The following is a 15,330-nucleotide window of genomic DNA, read 5'->3' on the forward strand; positions in this document are numbered from 1 at the left end:
AATAATTTAAACGTTTAAAACATTAGATATTATTATCTTTGATAACAAAAATTAGCCTGAGATCTGTTTATGACAGCAAAACTAAACTATGTTTTAACAATCGCAATATTTCTGTTTGCGTTTTCTGGATTTGCGCAAAACAATTTTTTTGTAAAAATAGGCAATCGCACATCTTCACAAAAATCTTTATCTAACAAACAGATTTTAAACAAGGAATCTATTTATAGAATTAATTATTTAGGTTTATCACAAACGCTTTCTTCGTTATCTCAAAAAACAGGTCTTTCTAAATCAAAAAGTACGATTATTCAGTTACCAAATACCGCCGGTGAACTAAAACCTTTTCGAGTGGTAGAATCGTCCGTCCTCCATCCTGATTTACAGGCTAAATACCCTGAAATTAAATCGTACGTCGGATATTCCATAGATCCAAATCCAACCTATATGCGTTTTAGTTTATCCCCTTACTATGGCTTATCAGGAATAGTTTTAGGAGAGAAAACAACTTTAGTATATGAACCTGTTATTGGAAATCCAGATCAAGTGGTTGTTTCAAAAAAATCTGATCTTGTAAAGAATAGTAACTTTAATTGCCATAGCTTAGATCTTAATTTAAAACAAACGCTTAAATCGGCCAACCAAAAAGATGCAGACGACAGTAAAAAGCGCACGTATAGAATTGCTATTTCTGTTTCTGGGGAATATTCGCAAGCCAATGGAGGTACATTCGCCTCTGTAAATGCAGCCATAAATGCAACTCTAACCAATGTAAATGCAGTTTATGAAAATGATTTAAACATAACTCTACAATTAATTTCGTCTAATGATGATGTTATTTATCTAAATCCAGCAACTGATCCATACACAGGACTAGGAAGTTACAATAGCCAACTTGCCAATACATTAGACACGGAAATCCTTGAGGCAAACTATGATGTTGGACATTTACTAGCGGGCATTAATGATGCTAATGGCGATGGTACCGGGGATGCGGGTTGCATAGGATGTGTTTGTAACAATGGAGGTTCCTACCCTACAAGGAATCATAAGGGTTCTGGATATTCTACCAGCTCAAATCCTAACGGTATTAATTTTGACATCGATTTTGTTGCTCACGAAATAGGCCATCAATTTGGAGGAACCCATACCTGGACTCATGATGGAAACGAAGGTAATAATTCGCAAGTTGAACCAGGATCTGGCTCTACAATAATGGGGTATAGTGGTATTACAGGCGCTACTAATTTACAATTACATAGCGACCCTTATTTTCATGCGATATCAATTGAACAAATAACCAATTTCGTTAAAAGTACAACGTGTGCCACCATAACGGACACGGGCAACACCACACCCATTGCAAATGCAGGGAGTGATTTAGTTTTACCTGTTGGAACAGCATTTAAACTCATAGGTGAAGGCAGTGACTTAGATAGTGATGCTATTACGTTTTGTTGGGAACAAATCAATGAAGATAACGCCGCTACAACTTACCCTAACCCCAATTCGTCAAACTCAAACTCGGTATTATTCAGATCATTTCCACCTACAACAGATAATACTAGATATTTCCCAAATTTGTCTGATTTAAAATTTGGAGTTAATGCTACACAATGGGAAAAGATTCCTAGTGTTAGCAGAACTGCCGACTTTAGATTGACGGTTAGAGACAATAGACCTGGAGGAGCAAATAATACGCATGATGATATGCGTGTTAACTTTGATGATTCTTTTGGCCCATTTGAGGTTACTTCTCAAAATAATGAGAATATTATTTGGCAAAGTGGAAAAACAGAAACTATTACCTGGAATGTAAATAATACGAACAGTTTATCTGGAGCATCAACCGTAAACATATTACTTTCTCTAGATGGTGGACTCAATTATTCCACAACATTAGCAACAAACATAGCTAATAATGGTAATTATAGTTTTACTGTGCCAAACATTGCCGCACCATATTGCAGAATTTTAATAGAACCTACTAACAACGTTTTTTATGCCATAAACTCAACCAACTTTGCTATTAATTATGAAATCAACACAACCTGTACGCGCTATAGCTCAAATAATAATTTGAATATTTCGATTACAGATAATGGTAGAAGTTTTACGGAATCTCATTCTATCAATGTAAATGCATCATCAACAATTACTGATGTTAATATTGGTGTAGATATCTCACATACCCATATTGGAGATCTGGAAATTGCAGTGGTAAACTCAGGTAACAATGAGGTATTATTAAAATCTCATCAAGATTGTGGAAATGGGACAAATATGAAGTCAGTTTATGATGATGAAAGTATACCATATAATTGTTTAGGTGCCGATTCTAATAATTCTTTTCGATCGTCAAATGATTTACTGGCTTTGTTCAATGGTCAGAACGCTGCTGGAAATTGGACCATTAAATTAGGAGATTTTGAAGTTGACGATATTGGCACTTTAAATTCATGGTTTATAGAAATTTGCGACACTTCAGAAATACCGCTTGATGTAGAACCACCAATAAGAAACACAGAATTTAAATTATTCCCTAACCCAAATAATGGTGAGTTCACTATAAAATTATTTAATCCTTCTGTAAATAGTATTCATATAGATGTATTTGATCTCAGAGGACGCTTAATCTACAAAAGGGTTTATGAAGGAATAACCGATTTTGATGAGGATATTAAACTAAAACAAGTGCAGTCTGGTCTTTACCTTTTAAAGATTTATTTTGGCACTGAACTATACACTCGTAAAATAATTATTAAATAGAAAAGCAGCTATTTACCGTTAAAAGAATTCATGGTATTGTTCACCCCAGCAAGCCCAAACGATTTTATAAGTTCTGTAGATTGCTCTAGTCGTTCATTCAATTTATCCAACTCTTCTGGAGTCCATTCCCCTAAAACATAATCTACCTGCCTACCTTTACTAAAAGCATCACTAATACCAAATCTGGAACGATTATACTTTGTGGTATTTAATTTGTGTTGAATATCTTTTAAACCGTTGTGTCCACCATCACTCCCTTTGGTTTTTAAACGGATGCTTCCAAAAGGTAAGTTTAAATCGTCTGTAATTACTAATAAGTTTTCCAACGGAATTTTCTCCTTTGTTAACCAATATAAAACAGCCTTTCCGCTTAAATTCATATAGGTATTAGGTTTCATAAAAATAAAGGTTCTACCCTTTAGTTTATAGGTAGCAATATCACCTAATTTCTGGGTTTCAAAAATTAATTCTTCCTGCTTTGCAAAAAAATCTAAAACCTTAAACCCTATATTATGGCGCGTATTTTCATATTTCTCACCAATATTTCCTAAACCAACTATTAAAAATTTCTTCATGGGATGAATGACTTCTATGTCCTTGTTTTTTCTAAAAAGTCTATGTAAAAACGACCACATAAGAGTTTATTTCTGTAAAAATAAAAAAGCATCCTGAAAATACAGGATGCTTTTAATAATTAGTTAAGAATAATATTATTCTTGAGTAGCTTCTGCCGCTTCAGTTGCAGGTGCTTCTGCTCCTTCTTCTAATTCTTCTTCTTCTTCTTCATCTTCAACTGCTGTTCTAGATGTTCTTACTTGACATACTACAGTATTATCAGAATGTAAAAATGTGTAATCTTCACTTGGTAAATCACCTACAGCAACTTTATCACCAATTTTAAGAGGCGTAATATCTATTTCTATAAAATCTGGTAAGTTAGCTGGAAGTGCTTTGATACGTAATTTACGGTTATTTCTTCTTAAAACACCACCATTTTTAACACCTCTAGAATTACCTACTAAATTAACAGGTATGTTTAATGCAATTTCCTTATCTTCAAATAACTGATAGAAATCTATGTGTAAAATTCTATCTGTTACTGGGTGAAATTGAATATCTTGAAGTACAGCATTTAAAACTTCACCATTTTCTAAATTAATCACAACTGTATGCGCATTAGGCGTGTATACAAGTTTTGAGAAAGCTAATTCTGGTGCTGAAAAATGCACTGGCTTATCTCCTCCGTATAATACGCAAGGAACCTGACCAGCATTACGTAAGGCTTTTGTTGATTTTTTGCCCACGCTTTCTCTTTGAGATCCGTTGATTGTAATTGATTTCATTTTTTATTTATATAATTTAATTAATACTCTTATTAAATTGCGATTTACATCACAAAGTTTGAACTAATAGATTGATTATTATGCACTTTCTCCATAACCTGAGCAAACAAATCTGCACAACTTAACACTTTAATTTTATCGCTTAAAGGTTTAACAGGAATAGAGTCTGTTACTATTAATTCTTCTAATTTTGAATTATTTATGTTATCGTAAGCTTTTCCAGATAAAATAGGATGCGTACATATAGCTCGAACACTTAATGCACCACGCTCCATCATTAAATCTGCTGCTTTTGTTAATGTACCTGCTGTATCAACCATGTCATCAACTAAAACTACATTCTTACCTGTAACATCTCCAATAAGTTCCATATGAGAAATCACATTGGCTTTTGCACGTTGTTTATAACAAATTACAACATCACTTTGTAGTGCTTTTGAGTAGGCGTAGGCTCTTTTCGAACCACCCATATCTGGCGAAGCTATGGTTAAATTATCCAAATTCAAACTTTTTAAGTATGGTAAGAAAATGGTAGACGCAAATAAATGATCTACAGGTTTTTCAAAAAACCCTTGAATTTGATCTGCATGTAAATCCATAGTAATAATACGTGTTGCTCCTGCGGCTTCAAGCATTTTTGCTACTAATTTGGCAGCAATAGGAACACGCGGCTTATCTTTTCTGTCTTGTCTAGCCCATCCAAAATATGGTAATACAGCTGTTATATGTCTGGCTGAAGCTCGTTTTGCAGCATCAATCATTAACAACATTTCCATCAAATTTTCGGGACCAGGATTGGTTGAACCAATTATAAAAATTCGAGTTCCTCGAATAGACTCCTCAAAAGATGGTTGGAATTCTCCATCACTATAAGTAGATGTAATTACATTACCTAACTCAGCACCAAAGGCTTTGGCTATTTTTTCACCAAGAATTTCACTCTGTTTACATGCAAAAATTTTAGCTTCTGTAATAACAATTGGCATAGTTAACTTGTTGTTTTAGAGCGTGCAAACACGCTTGATTTTTAACGAGGTGCAAATTTATGCATTTATTTCAACCTAAAAAGTATATTGGCTATTATTTTTATGCTTTATACCGAAAAAATATATATTTTTGCTTTCCGAAATGCTCAAGTGGCGGAATTGGTAGACGCGCTGGATTCAAAATCCAGTTCTTTCGGGAGTGTGGGTTCGATTCCCACCTTGAGTACATAATAAACCCATAATACAAAAATTATGGGTTTTTATTTTTTTGCAAACCTTTTACCGTATATGTTATAACAGGCTCTGACTTTCCTTTTACCATAACCGGTGGCATGGGCTCCAAGACAAATCTATTATCAAGTTCAACCTTAATTTTTTCGGTTATTAAAATATCTGTGTCGTGTTCTCTTGTTAGGGCTTCAACTCGTGCTGCTACATTAATAGGGTCGCCTACAACTCCAAACTTACTTAGTTCATAGTTTCCCATAACCCCAGCTAAAACTTTACCTTTATGAATTCCTATTCCAAAAGCCAACTCAGGAAATGATTTTGCCTTCAATTCTTTATTATATTCTTCAAGTGCCAACCTCATATCTAAGGCTGCCATTACAGCATCCTGAACCTGCCAAGGATTATTCCTTAATGCTCCAAAAAGCGATAATATCCCATCCCCAATCAACTCTGTTACCTGCCCATGATGACGTGTTAACACTTTGCTCATGCAACGAAAATAGCCGTTTAAAATATTTACCATGTCAGACGGCTCAATTTCTTCACACATTTTTGTAAACCCTTTAAGATCTGCAAACAACACGGTAACAGGACGCATGGTAGGTTTAAATGCGCTATCAGAATCTGTAAGATGCTCGATTACCTCTTCTGGCGTAAATCGGCCAAAATGAATTTGAAGTCGCTCAAGCTTTTCGTTAGTATGAGTTAATAACTTTTCTAATTTTTGATTACGCTTTTTTTGATTTAGAATAACTAAGCATAAACCAGCTACTAAAACACCAATAATTAAAATATAAATTATCATATCCATTAACCCAAAAGTACAGCTAATCTAACAGTTGAATTGGCAAGAGAGGCAATCCCAATAGCCTCAAGCATCATAGGTTCTCCAACCTCTTGGGCTAACTCTTTAACTCTGGATTGCATTGGCCCATTCTGAAAATGTATGGTTTCTCTAGTCCAGGATAGTATTTTTTCTTCCTTAGTGTTCAAATGTACTGAAGACAAGGTATTCAATGCTGTTTTAAATTCCTCTTCGGTAAAACCGCATTCTAACGCCATAGAATGCGTTTCTTCCTTACAAAATTCGCAATCTAGACTATTAGCTACTACGGCAAACATAAGCACTTTCAATTTTCTTGAAAGTGCATCAGAGTTTAATGCACCTTCCAAAGTGTCGTTCATAGCTCTTGCGGCTGGAAGTCCTAATAATTTTTGTACTACCCCAGGAAAAGAATCTGGATCTCCTTCTAAAGGTCTATTTTCAGTCCATCCCATTTTTCTTAATTTCCATCCTATTAGGGGTCTTAAAAGTCGCCCTAAAAAGCTATTTGGAAGTCGTTCCAGATCATCCATAGGAGGAACTGCCAAAAACGTAGATACCCTATTCACAAAACACTGATTTACAATCAGAAAAGCCATTTCTGATACCGCTAACTCAGAATACCCTAAACGAATAAGTTCATCTCTATCTTTCTTTGGTGGTGTGGGATTTGACCTTGATAAATTTCTGCAAAAACGAATAAAAGCACGTTCTTTTTCATCCATTTCAGCCATTTGAACACTACGTTCTATATTATTTATCATTTTTTTGGAATACCCCCAAAGCCTCATCCAAGACCTTGCTACCCCGTAACAATATCTACAGGCATTCTCTTGAGCCGCGACCAGTATACAAATATCAGCTAGTTTTCTTGGAAATTCCTGCGCCTCATACCTCGGCCACTTCAAAATAGTTTTCCGTAACCATTTACTATTAGATGTTCGCATATGAACATCCATAACTCTACCTATATCTGCCTTCACCTCAGATTCCCACTCAAGATCATGAACTATAGACAAGGTTGGCTCACTCCATTCTATATCATTAAGTAATTCGGCCATTTTTTTGTGGTTTATACCTATCAAGATTCTATAAACTTAACACTTTTTTCATAGACTAAAAACAACAAAGACCTAGAAAACAAAAGAAACCGCCTAAAGTTGAGGACTTTAAACGGTTTCTAACTAAATAACCAACCAAAATTTTTATTTAACCCTTGTATTTTCTCTGGGGTTATCTACTCTATCTTTTTTAAACTTACGCTTTTTGTTTTTCTTTTCTTTTTTACCATTAGTAGTTTTTAAGTACTGTATGTATCCTCTGCCTTTAAATTCATAAACGGTTTCAGATGTTGGGTGAAACAACTCTATGGTTTCATCATTTATAACGGTCAATTCAAAAAATTCATTGCCCATATAATCATAATCTAATGTTAAAATTTTTAAATAGAGATCGTCTGTTACGTTTCCTACCCCATAAAGTCCCGTATAATCCCATCTTATAAAATTAGGGTTTAACCCAAATTCATCTTTAGAACTTCTAAACTCAGAATCATTTCCTCCTGCCAAAAACTGTAAATAATTTTCTTGATCAAACTCATTTATTGCACCAAACTCACTTGTATAAGTCTTCTCCCATGCCTCATACTCCTGCAAGAAGTAGTGTATATTATCATAAAAAACAAAATCATAATCAAAATCGTTACGTTGGTAACCATCCAAAAAATACGAGGTATCGTTATTAGGATTATATAACTCAATTCGGCTATTGTTTACCTGAAATACATCAAAAGTAGAAAACCCATCTAAATCATGATTAACATCTAGTATCATATCGTAGCCATTATAATCTGCAACATCAATTCCAAAACCATCGCCACTATGACCAATACCCACAATATTATTATTAGCGTACAAAACGCCATTTAAAAACGAAACTGTAAAAGCTTTTTGTAAAAAAGGGGTTTCACCATAACCTATCGTCGCGTTAATATCTACATACCAAAGTTCGTAAGCGCTTAGTAATTCATTTACGGTAAGCGGTATTTCTTCAATAGGTTGTTCAATAACCACGGTTTCAACCAGAGTTTCTCTGTAGCATGAGGTAAAAAGAGTAGCCGTTAAAATAAAGCTTAAAAGTATTTTTATCGTTTTCATAGTTTAATTATTTAGGGTTCTTGATTTAAGGGTTTCAAAACACGTGCCAAAAAAGAAATCACTTCCATTATATAGTTTTAATTACCATTAATATTTTGTGTATTTTTGGATAATAAATTGATTTATTTTTTATGGATAAACCTTTAAAATACGCGGTTTTTGGAGCTGGAAGCTGGGCAACTGCTATTGTAAAAATGCTTTCTGAAAATTTAGATGAAATTGGTTGGTATATGCGAAGTGTTTATACCAAAGAGCATTTATTGAGAGAACAACATAACCCAAATTATTTAAGTTCTGTAGAGTTTCATTTAGAACAGTTAAAACTAAGTAACGATATAGATGAAATAGCGAACTATGCGGATGTTTTAATTTTTGTAATCCCTTCAGCTTTTATTCATAGTGAACTAGAAAAAATGACAGTTGATATTTCTAATAAAATTATTGTATCTGCTGTAAAAGGTATTATGCCAGAATCTGGTTTATTGGTTGGAGAACACTTTCATGAGGTTTACAAAGTACCTTACAATAATATAGCTGTAATAGCAGGACCTTGTCATGCAGAAGAAGTCGCCTTAGAACGATTATCATATTTAACTATTTCATGTGCGGACGCTGATAAAGCGAAAGCTATTGCCAAAAATCTATCTAGCGATTATATCAAAACTAAAATTAGTGATGATATTATTGGCGTTGAATATGCCGTAATGCTCAAAAACATATATGCCATTGCCGCCGGTATTGCCCATGGTTTAGGTTATGGCGATAATTTTCAAAGTGTTTTAATGAGTAATGCTATACGTGAAATGAAGCGCTTTATTAAGAAAAGACACAAAATGAAACGTAATATTAATAATTCAGCTTATTTAGGTGATTTATTAGTTACAGGGTATTCCATATTTTCGCGAAACCGTATGTTTGGTAATATGATTGGCAAGGGGTACACCGTTAAGTCTGCACAAATGGAAATGAATATGGTTGCTGAAGGGTATTACGCCACTAAAAGTGCTCACCTACTGCATGAAAAGAGTGCCCGAAAATCACAAATCCCTATTATAAATGCTGTTTACGAAATTTTGTACGAAAATAAAAGTCCGAAAAAAGTATTTAAAAAATTAACTGATAAGTTGAATTAAGCTATTATTGCTTTTTCCAGACTTTCAGGTTGTCAACTGTTACTTTTCTAGGAACCAAAATACGTAATAAGTCTTTTGAGTGATGCTCAAAACCTTCTGATGCAAATACACCTACCTCTACATCATCAATAAAAACACTTAAAGTATCTCCAGAAATTTTTACTAGAACTTTATGCCATTGTTTAGGCATAAGATTATGAGGTATCTTTTTAACTTTTGTCTTTAAAAGCGCTTTCTGTTCGTTAGTTAAAGTTTTACTCATTCTAGCTTTTTTAATAGCTAAATTAAAAATACCCGTTTTTAAATCATACAGTTCAATAGTTTTTGCCTTAATTTTTACATCTACTAAATGTCCAGCATGAACAGATTTACAAGAAGGGTCTGCAATATTTAAAACTAAAATATCATTTTCATGATCTAACCTAAAATCTATTGCCAAAGCACCATCTGTAAAGCCCATTTTATGCCTTACAGACACGGCATGATTAGCTTCCTCATGAATATAAATATGCATATGTCCATTTCGTAGATCAACTTCCTTATGGCCTTTAGCTGTTTTATCACTACTTGTGGTCCAATTATTCCCTACTTCATCTTTATGCTCTTGAGATTCATTCCTTTCAAAATCATCAGAAAAAATTAATGTTCCATAATCCTCAGAGGTTGTATTACTCTCTTGTCCGAAAGAAAAAAAACTACATAGACATAAACTTGCTTTAAGTATTAGGCTTGTAAATATTCTAATCATAATAATTGCCTATTTAACTAGAACCCCTTTTACATCCATTAAAGGCACAGGCTGTAAAGCCTTTAAATTAATAGTGTTTTTTCGAAATAAGTAGGTTTTATCAAGCATTTGATTTCCTTCAAAAAAAGACACTTTAAAAGTGTTATTAAGTGCAAACAACTCTTCTTGCATCAATTCTATTTTGGCATAACTTTTTCTAGGAAGCACATCTAACTTCTTTCTAAAAACAGAGGTTGTCTTTTCTTCAGAATATCCGCTAGTTACAATCAAAACCATTTCTAAATCGATGGTCTTATCATTAATGATATAGGCATTCCAATCTTGAGTTTTGTAAACATCGTTGTATTCATTTACCACAGCAATGTAAACGCCTTCAACCTCATGGATCTGGATATCTTTTTTCATGTTTTACAAAACAGACTTAAACTGCTCTAAAAACCTAACATCATTCTCACTTAATAATCGAATATCACCAATTTGATGCAACAACATAGCTATACGATCTATACCAACACCAAAAGCAAAACCAGAATACTCTGTAGCATCAATTTTACAGTTTTCAAGAACATTAGGGTCTACCATACCACAACCGCCAATTTCCAACCAACCGGTTCCTTTAGTGATTTTATAATCGGTTTCAGTTTCTAACCCCCAATACACATCTATTTCTGCACTTGGTTCTGTAAAAGGGAAGTAAGACGGACGTAAGCGTATTTTAGATTTCCCGAACATTTCGGTAGTAAAATGTTGTAGTGTTTGCTTTAAATCTGCAAAACTCACATCTTTATCAATATACAAACCTTCTACTTGGTGAAAGAAACAATGCGATCGCGCCGATATGGCTTCATTTCTATACACTCTACCAGGAGAAATAGTACGGATAGGTGGTTTGTTATTTTCCATGTAACGTACCTGTACCGAGCTGGTATGCGTACGTAATAAAATATCGGGATTGGTTTGAATAAAAAATGTATCCTGCATATCACGTGCTGGGTGATATTCTGGTAAATTTAATGCCGTAAAATTATGCCAGTCATCTTCAATTTCTGGCCCTTCACTAACATTAAACCCGATACGGGAAAAGACATCAATAATTTGATTTTTAACTATAGAAATAGGATGACGTGCACCAATTTGAATAGGTTCTCCCGGACGCGATAAATCGCCATAAACACCTTTTATTTCTTCTGTGCTTTCTAGCTGATCTTTAAGCGCATTGACTTTATCTTCAGCCGTTTTTTTAAGTTTATTTATAGTTTGACCAAATTCCTTTTTCTGATCATTTGCCACATTCTTAAACTCAGAAAAAAAGTCGTTTAACAGTCCTTTTTTACCTAAATACTTTATACGGAATGCCTCAACCTCTTCCTTTGATTGTGCTTTAAACGCTTCAGCTTCTTCTATAAGTTCTTTTATCTTATCTATCATGACCTTTTACAAAATGATGGCAAATTTACTGTTTTTTACGTGAATTGCGTTAGGGATTGTAGAGGAAATCCTTTTTATGAGGCACACATAAAAAGATTGTAACAAAAAGCCCGACCCTTGTGGTAACGCCTTAACTAATATACTCGGTTTCTAAAAAGTAACCCACAATTGCTTCTTTCATTAAAACACTTTGCTCGCCTGCTTTAAGATGTGGTAATTCTTCAAGTATTTTATAATGGGGCCAGCCTTCATCATCAACAAAATCCAGCTCATAATATCCGTATGGCATCAACAACTTACAAATAGCTATGTGCATGAGATCTAACTTCTGATCTTTTTTAAATGATCTTTCCAACTGTCCTAACTCCTGAACACCTATTAAATAAATAATCGCATCAAGATCTAAGGTGTCTCCATCTGCAAATTGATTTGATAGCTTTTCAACCACCTCCTCCCAGCGTTCTTTTAATTGTTGGTCTCTAGACATAATAATTTGAAAGCTGCAAAGTTAATAAACCATATGGTGACTATTATTTATATTTGCTGAAATTGTGAAGTAATACGTATGGGTGTAATTGATATTGTTTTAGGGGCTTTAATTTTATTTGGTCTCGTTCGCGGTTTTATGAAAGGGCTTTTTGTTGAGGTCGCTTCTTTAGTGGCTTTAATAGCTGGTGTTTATGGTGCCATACACTTTAGTAATTTTGCCGCTGATTTTTTACAATCTAAGACAGAATGGAATGAAAAAACTATAAATATTGCGGCTTTTGCAATTACGTTTGTTGTGATCGTTTTAGCCATAGGATTAGCTGGAAAAGCATTAACTAAACTAGCAAATTTTGCAGCCTTAGGCATTTTAAATAAACTACTTGGTGCTCTATTTGGAGCATTAAAAACTGCTTTGATTTTAAGTGTGGTCTTGAATATCTTTAACAAAATGAACAAGACCATGGCCTTTGTTGATGAAGATATTATTGAAAATTCAATATTATATGCTCCTGTTAAAACATTAGTACCTTTAATTTTTCCAAATATTTTAGAGTACGAAAAAGAACCTGAAAGTCAAGACACCCTAAATAACAATGCTTGATTAAGATGCATGGTTAAAAAAGTGTCTTGACTTTTTTAAAAACTTTTTTAATTACAGTAATTCTACCTTTCCTGTATGTAAATTGTAAACCCCACCAACAATTTTCACTTCTCCATTATCTTCCATCTCCCTCAATATTTGGCTCTTTTCTTTAATACGATCAATCGTAAGCTTTACATTATTCTCTACCGTTTTAGCCACAAACTCTTTATTTGAAGAATTTAATTCTCCATCAACCTCTTCTGCACTTTTCTTAACTGCTGGCAAAATATTGCTTAGCATGGCTGTAATATTACCCAATTCTACACCATCGCAAGCCGCTTTCACCGCCCCACAGCTTTCATGCCCTAAAACCAGTACCAACTTGCTTCCGGCAACTCCACAAGAATATTCTAGACTCCCTAAAATGTCAATATTCTCAAAGTTTCCTGCAACACGAGCTACAAAAATATCTCCGATAGCTTGATCAAAAACAGTTTCTACAGGCACTCTAGAATCTATACAAGATAACACAACGGCTTTTGGAAACTGACCTGCTGTTGTTTGATTAATTAGCGAAGCATTATCAACCGTTTGGCTGTTATTATTTACAAATCTATTATTACCTTCCATCAAGTCTTCTAAAACATTTGATGGTGTAAAAGCTGATTGAACTTCCTTTGTAATGGCGATATTTTTCATAATAATTATTATTAATTAATATTTGTTTTCTACGTTTTCTTTAACCCATTTCAAACACTCATTAAAGGTATTAAAAATATGGGTATCTGGAACAAAATCTGGAATGATATCGATTCGTTCCATCATATATCTTGGCTGTTTAAGAAGGTCTACAAACAAAACTTCAACACCATTTCTTTTTAAATCCTGCAGCATATCTTCCATAGCATACAAGCCCGATTGATCCATATATTGCATACGTCCTAATCTTAGAATAACGATTTCGGCTGTTTTGGGTATTTGGGCATACAAATTCTGAAAATCACTTGTGGACCCAAAGAACAATGGTCCTTTAAGGTGTTTAATAAACACCTCTTCTTGTAAACTCGCAGGGAAATCACCTTCATCATCCCAAGCCTCTTCTTTAAGCGTTTTCACGTCAGAGCGCTCTGCTGTTAAATCACCTATTTTTTTCATAAACATTAAAGAGGCAATAACTAAACCTATTCCTACCGCATAAACCAAATTCCAAAATGTAGAAAGCACCATAACCACTAACATAATAAGCACTTCCGAGCTTAACTTTAAAGGTCCTATTTTTATATCCTTTGGCAAGTTAGGTATGGCTTTTAAGCCTTTATAATCCATAACGCCAATACCTACAGTTATTAAAATCCCAGCAAGAACCGCAGCTGGAATTTTTGATGCAATTGGCCCTAGTCCCAATAATATAATCAACAACAAAATACCTGCTATCATACCAGATAGTTTTGTTTTACCTCCAGATGTAATATTCACAACGGTTCTTATCGTGGCACCCGCCCCAGGGATACCTCCAAAAATAGCGGCAACACTGTTCCCAATTCCTTGACCCACTAATTCTTTATTGGGCTTATGCTTCGTTTTCGTCATATTATCAGCCACTACACTTGTTAAGAGTGAATCAATTGCTCCCAATAAAGCCAGAGTCAAAGCGGTGAAAATATATGGAGTGATACTCTTCAATTTAAAATCGGTAATAATATCTAAATTAGGCATAGGTATACCACTAGGAATTTCTTCAATGGGTCTATACTCTAGTCCAAAGCCCACCGATATTCCAGACATTACGATTAAAGCTACCAATGTACTTGGCACTGCCATTGTTATTTTTTTAAAACCATAAATAATGAATATGGTTCCTAAAGCTAAAATAAGTTCGAGCCAATTAATATTTCGCAATGCTCTGGGTATTGCTTTTATAGAACCTAATGCACCTGAAGCTTCTTTAGCCGCTAGTGTTTGCGACTCAGTAAGAATAGCTTCGTCTGATATTTCATGAGCCCGTTCAATAGTTTCTTCAAAATCTTCAAGGACAAGTATACCTTCACCAGCTTCTTCTATTAAAATATTTTCCAATATAACTTCTTCTGCTTGCGGTTTAAAAGTGTTTACAAATTCCATATCATCTTTAGGATAATATCCTAATGAAGGCAAAATTTGAGTTAACAAGATTATGACTCCTATAGCCGTCATAAATCCAGAAACCACAGGATAAGGAATATACCTTATGTACTTTCCTAAACCTAAAACTCCTAACCCGATTTGCATTAAACCTGCTAAAAGGAACACAGTTAATATTGCAGGCAATGCTTTATTTACATCCCCATCATTAGCCGCAACTATCCCAGCTATAACAACCATACTTACGGCAGTCATAGGTGCTGTTGGACCAGATATTTGAGTATTTGTACCTCCAAAAAGTGCCGCAAAAAAACTTATAAAAATAGCACCATACAACCCCGCTGTTGGCCCTAATCCAGAAGATACCCCAAACGCTAAGGCCAGAGGCAAAGCAACAATTCCGGCGGTTATACCTCCAAAAGCATCTCCCTTAATATTTGAAAACAAATTTTTCATTAACTCTTTCTAGATTTAAACCTCTAAGTTAACTTAAATAGGCAAAAAAAATAAGCTCATATCAAAA

15 protein-coding genes and 1 tRNA gene are annotated in these 15,330 nt (G+C 34.3%); 4 read left to right on the forward strand and 12 right to left on the reverse strand.

Annotation, left to right across the window (positions count from 1 at the left end; all coding sequences use genetic code 11):
* The first annotated feature begins 69 nt into the window (after positions 1 to 69).
* Positions 70 to 2,766 (forward strand): reprolysin-like metallopeptidase, encoded by a 2,697-nt coding sequence (locus tag Q0857_RS02660; protein ID WP_298531725.1) that lies wholly within the window; start codon positions 70 to 72, stop codon positions 2,764 to 2,766.
* 8 nt (positions 2,767 to 2,774) lie between these two features.
* Here the strand turns inward: Q0857_RS02660 and pth are convergent, their stop codons facing one another.
* The 3 genes from pth to Q0857_RS02675 all read right to left on the reverse strand — a co-directional run bounded on the left by pth (position 2,775) and on the right by Q0857_RS02675 (position 5,095).
* The gene (gene pth / locus Q0857_RS02665; protein WP_298531728.1) at positions 2,775 to 3,401 is read right to left on the reverse strand and encodes an aminoacyl-tRNA hydrolase; all 627 of its coding nucleotides are present in this window, start codon (positions 3,399 to 3,401) and stop codon (positions 2,775 to 2,777) included.
* Between the two features lie 75 nt (positions 3,402 to 3,476).
* Complete coding sequence (locus Q0857_RS02670; RefSeq protein ID WP_298531731.1) at positions 3,477 to 4,109, reverse strand: 50S ribosomal protein L25/general stress protein Ctc; 633 nt, start codon at positions 4,107 to 4,109, stop codon at positions 3,477 to 3,479.
* 44 nt (positions 4,110 to 4,153) lie between these two features.
* Positions 4,154 to 5,095, reverse strand: coding sequence for a ribose-phosphate pyrophosphokinase (locus Q0857_RS02675; RefSeq protein WP_298531734.1), 942 nt, complete (start codon positions 5,093 to 5,095; stop codon positions 4,154 to 4,156).
* A gap of 144 nt (positions 5,096 to 5,239) precedes the next feature.
* Between Q0857_RS02675 and Q0857_RS02680 the strand changes: the two genes are divergently transcribed.
* Positions 5,240 to 5,321, forward strand: a tRNA-Leu gene (locus Q0857_RS02680).
* A 24-nt stretch (positions 5,322 to 5,345) separates the two neighbouring features.
* Here the strand turns inward: Q0857_RS02680 and Q0857_RS02685 are convergent.
* The 3 genes from Q0857_RS02685 to Q0857_RS02695 form a co-directional block, all read right to left on the reverse strand.
* Positions 5,346 to 6,137: an adenylate/guanylate cyclase domain-containing protein gene (locus Q0857_RS02685; RefSeq protein ID WP_298531737.1), complete on the reverse strand. Its 792-nt coding sequence runs from the start codon at positions 6,135 to 6,137 to the stop codon at positions 5,346 to 5,348.
* Complete coding sequence (locus Q0857_RS02690) at positions 6,137 to 7,210, reverse strand: carboxymuconolactone decarboxylase family protein (RefSeq protein ID WP_298531740.1); 1,074 nt, start codon at positions 7,208 to 7,210, stop codon at positions 6,137 to 6,139. The genes Q0857_RS02685 and Q0857_RS02690 overlap by 1 nt, the downstream gene beginning before the upstream one ends.
* 144 nt (positions 7,211 to 7,354) lie before the next feature.
* Positions 7,355 to 8,305 (reverse strand): nicotinic acid mononucleotide adenyltransferase, encoded by a 951-nt coding sequence (locus tag Q0857_RS02695; RefSeq protein ID WP_298531743.1) that lies wholly within the window; start codon positions 8,303 to 8,305, stop codon positions 7,355 to 7,357.
* Between the two features lie 131 nt (positions 8,306 to 8,436).
* Between Q0857_RS02695 and Q0857_RS02700 the strand changes: the two genes are divergently transcribed.
* Positions 8,437 to 9,438: an NAD(P)H-dependent glycerol-3-phosphate dehydrogenase gene (locus tag Q0857_RS02700; protein ID WP_298531746.1), complete on the forward strand. Its 1,002-nt coding sequence runs from the start codon at positions 8,437 to 8,439 to the stop codon at positions 9,436 to 9,438.
* A gap of 4 nt (positions 9,439 to 9,442) precedes the next feature.
* On the opposite strand, the gene Q0857_RS02705 is transcribed toward Q0857_RS02700, so the two are convergent.
* From Q0857_RS02705 to Q0857_RS02720, 4 genes are all read right to left on the reverse strand, one after another.
* Entirely contained in the window at positions 9,443 to 10,186 is a 744-nt protein-coding gene (locus Q0857_RS02705; RefSeq protein ID WP_298531749.1) for a hypothetical protein, read from the reverse strand.
* Positions 10,187 to 10,195: 9 nt separating this feature from the next.
* Positions 10,196 to 10,591, reverse strand: coding sequence for a hypothetical protein (locus Q0857_RS02710; protein ID WP_298531752.1), 396 nt, complete (start codon positions 10,589 to 10,591; stop codon positions 10,196 to 10,198).
* Positions 10,592 to 10,594: 3 nt separating this feature from the next.
* The gene (gene pheS / locus Q0857_RS02715; RefSeq protein WP_298531756.1) at positions 10,595 to 11,614 is read right to left on the reverse strand and encodes a phenylalanine--tRNA ligase subunit alpha; all 1,020 of its coding nucleotides are present in this window, start codon (positions 11,612 to 11,614) and stop codon (positions 10,595 to 10,597) included.
* A gap of 130 nt (positions 11,615 to 11,744) precedes the next feature.
* Positions 11,745 to 12,101, reverse strand: coding sequence for a hypothetical protein (locus Q0857_RS02720; protein ID WP_298531758.1), 357 nt, complete (start codon positions 12,099 to 12,101; stop codon positions 11,745 to 11,747).
* A gap of 78 nt (positions 12,102 to 12,179) precedes the next feature.
* On the opposite strand from Q0857_RS02720, the gene Q0857_RS02725 reads away from it, so the two are divergent.
* Entirely contained in the window at positions 12,180 to 12,704 is a 525-nt protein-coding gene (locus Q0857_RS02725) for a CvpA family protein (protein WP_298531761.1), read from the forward strand.
* Between the two features lie 51 nt (positions 12,705 to 12,755).
* Here Q0857_RS02725 and Q0857_RS02730 read toward each other — a convergent pair whose 3' ends face one another.
* The gene (locus tag Q0857_RS02730) at positions 12,756 to 13,385 is read right to left on the reverse strand and encodes a carbonic anhydrase family protein (protein WP_298531764.1); all 630 of its coding nucleotides are present in this window, start codon (positions 13,383 to 13,385) and stop codon (positions 12,756 to 12,758) included.
* 15 nt (positions 13,386 to 13,400) lie between these two features.
* Positions 13,401 to 15,263 (reverse strand): SulP family inorganic anion transporter, encoded by a 1,863-nt coding sequence (locus tag Q0857_RS02735; RefSeq protein WP_298531767.1) that lies wholly within the window; start codon positions 15,261 to 15,263, stop codon positions 13,401 to 13,403.
* Positions 15,264 to 15,330 lie beyond the last annotated feature (67 nt).

Origin of the sequence: uncultured Algibacter sp. (assembly GCF_947495925.1) — a bacterium.
In the GTDB taxonomy this organism is placed as follows: Bacteria; Bacteroidota; Bacteroidia; order Flavobacteriales; family Flavobacteriaceae; genus Algibacter_E.

Bases quoted from the DNA above. Each gene is read 5' to 3' on its own strand.
- Q0857_RS02660 (WP_298531725.1), top strand. From the start codon at position 70: ATGACAGCAAAACTAAACTATGTTTTAACAATCGCAATATTTCTGTTT.
- pth (WP_298531728.1), bottom strand. From the start codon at position 3,401: ATGTGGTCGTTTTTACATAGACTTTTTAGAAAAAACAAGGACATAGAA.
- Q0857_RS02670 (WP_298531731.1), bottom strand. From the start codon at position 4,109: ATGAAATCAATTACAATCAACGGATCTCAAAGAGAAAGCGTGGGCAAA.
- Q0857_RS02675 (WP_298531734.1), bottom strand. From the start codon at position 5,095: ATGCCAATTGTTATTACAGAAGCTAAAATTTTTGCATGTAAACAGAGT.
- Q0857_RS02685 (WP_298531737.1), bottom strand. From the start codon at position 6,137: ATGGATATGATAATTTATATTTTAATTATTGGTGTTTTAGTAGCTGGT.
- Q0857_RS02690 (WP_298531740.1), bottom strand. From the start codon at position 7,210: ATGGCCGAATTACTTAATGATATAGAATGGAGTGAGCCAACCTTGTCT.
- Q0857_RS02695 (WP_298531743.1), bottom strand. From the start codon at position 8,305: ATGAAAACGATAAAAATACTTTTAAGCTTTATTTTAACGGCTACTCTT.
- Q0857_RS02700 (WP_298531746.1), top strand. From the start codon at position 8,437: ATGGATAAACCTTTAAAATACGCGGTTTTTGGAGCTGGAAGCTGGGCA.
- Q0857_RS02705 (WP_298531749.1), bottom strand. From the start codon at position 10,186: ATGATTAGAATATTTACAAGCCTAATACTTAAAGCAAGTTTATGTCTA.
- Q0857_RS02710 (WP_298531752.1), bottom strand. From the start codon at position 10,591: ATGAAAAAAGATATCCAGATCCATGAGGTTGAAGGCGTTTACATTGCT.
- pheS (WP_298531756.1), bottom strand. From the start codon at position 11,614: ATGATAGATAAGATAAAAGAACTTATAGAAGAAGCTGAAGCGTTTAAA.
- Q0857_RS02720 (WP_298531758.1), bottom strand. From the start codon at position 12,101: ATGTCTAGAGACCAACAATTAAAAGAACGCTGGGAGGAGGTGGTTGAA.
- Q0857_RS02725 (WP_298531761.1), top strand. From the start codon at position 12,180: ATGGGTGTAATTGATATTGTTTTAGGGGCTTTAATTTTATTTGGTCTC.
- Q0857_RS02730 (WP_298531764.1), bottom strand. From the start codon at position 13,385: ATGAAAAATATCGCCATTACAAAGGAAGTTCAATCAGCTTTTACACCA.
- Q0857_RS02735 (WP_298531767.1), bottom strand. From the start codon at position 15,263: ATGAAAAATTTGTTTTCAAATATTAAGGGAGATGCTTTTGGAGGTATA.